The 427-nt window shown below is 59.0% G+C and carries 1 protein-coding gene; it reads right to left on the bottom strand.

Annotated elements, in window-relative coordinates:
- On the bottom strand, positions 1–427 hold a 427-nt coding region (locus tag AC1DF0_RS32360; RefSeq protein WP_477577687.1), incomplete at both ends, for a sigma 54-interacting transcriptional regulator.

The following is a 427-nucleotide window of genomic DNA, read 5'->3' as shown; positions in this document are numbered from 1 at the left end:
CGAATGGCTTGCTGTGACGCTGGGATTGTTGATGCAGGGTACGGGCGACCAATTCCTTACCGGTGCCGCTTTCGCCGCGGATCAGCACCGGCGATTCGGTGGGCGCCAGTTTGCTCAGCAATTTGCGCAGCTCGCGAATCGGTTTGCTGTCGCCGAGCAGTTCGTGTTCAGGCTGATCGATATGAACCGTGCCCTGCCCGCGCAGGCGCGCCATGCCGAACGCTCGGCCCAGAGTGACCTGAACCCTTGAAACATCGAACGGCAAGGTATGGAAGTCAAAAAACCATTCGCAGACGAAATCCCCGACATTCTGCATTCGCAGGACATCCTGATCGAGCACGGCGATCCACTCGGTACCGCTACGGGTGATCAGTTCCTTGACGGCTTCCGGACGTTCCAGATGAAACGGCTGCAAGCGCAACAGGCC

This window comes from Paenibacillus sp. 05T425 (assembly GCF_056396205.1).
This window is presented reverse-complemented; position numbering and strand designations above follow the sequence as displayed.